We start from the raw sequence: 1,119 nt of genomic DNA, 5'->3' as shown, positions 1-1,119 counted from the left end.
GGGCCAGCTGTCGGCAATGGCCAGCACACCTTCCACATCATTGCCGCTGATTTCCTCGCCGGACTGCGGATCCAGCACCACAGGGGCGACGCCAAAGAAAGGCTTCATAGCCGCACCCGGTTTGGTGGCATGGGCGCCGGGCAGGGGGGTCATCATATGGCCACCGGTCTCGGTCTGCCACCAGGTGTCCACGATGGGGCAGTTTCCTTTGCCAACCACGTCGTTGTACCAGGTCCAGGCCTCCGGGTTGATCGGCTCACCCACGGTGCCAAGGATGCGCAGAGAGGAGAGATCACATTTCTCCACATACTCATTGCCTTGCCCCATCAGCGCGCGCAGGGCGGTTGGCGCGGTGTAGAACTGGTTCACCCGGTGCTTTTCGCAGACCTGCCAGAAGCGCGACGCATCCGGATAGGTCGGCACGCCTTCAAACATCACTGTGGTCGCGCCATTGGCCAGCGGCCCGTAGACGATATAGCTGTGGCCCGTGACCCAGCCCACATCGGCGGTGCACCAGAAGATGTCGCCGTCTTTGTAGTCGAAGGTGTACTCATGGGTCATGGAGGCATAGACCAGATAGCCGCCGGTGGTGTGCACCACGCCTTTGGGCTGGCCGGTGGAGCCTGAGGTGTAGAGAATGAACAGCGGATCTTCGGCGCTCATTTCTGCGGGCTTGCAGTAGTCATTCGCCTCCATCGCCATCTCGTTGTAGTCATAGTCACGCCCGTCAACCCAGGTGGTCTGATCGCCGGTGCGTTTCACAACGAGGCATTTCACGGTGTCTTTGGTGTGCAGGAGGGCCGCGTCGGTGTTGGACTTGAGCGCGGTCTTGCGGCCGCCGCGGGGCGCGTGATCCGCCGTAATCACCACTTTGGCGTCACAGCCGTTGATGCGGGCGGCGAGGGCGTCAGGAGAAAAGCCTGCAAAGACAATCGAGTGGATCGCGCCGATGCGAGCGCAGGCCAGCATGGCATAGGCAGCCTCGGGGATCATCGGCAGATAGATCACAACGCGGTCGCCTTTGCGCACGCCCATGGTTTCCAGCACATTGGCCATGCGGCAGACCCGGCGGTGCAGGTCAGCATAGGTGATCGACTGCGCCTGCTCGTTGGGATCATC

1 protein-coding gene is annotated in these 1,119 nt (G+C 61.8%); it reads right to left on the bottom strand.

Annotation, left to right across the window (positions count from 1 at the left end; genetic code table 11):
- Positions 1–1,119: AMP-binding protein (locus J7412_RS21750; RefSeq protein ID WP_209081978.1), on the bottom strand; the 1,119-nt coding region annotated here is incomplete at both ends.

The sequence above is a fragment of the Shimia sp. R9_3 genome (assembly GCF_017743755.1).
GTDB lineage: Bacteria > Pseudomonadota > Alphaproteobacteria > Rhodobacterales > Rhodobacteraceae > Shimia.
The sequence above is the reverse complement of the archived record's forward strand: the minus strand, read 5'-3'. Positions and strand labels throughout refer to the sequence as shown.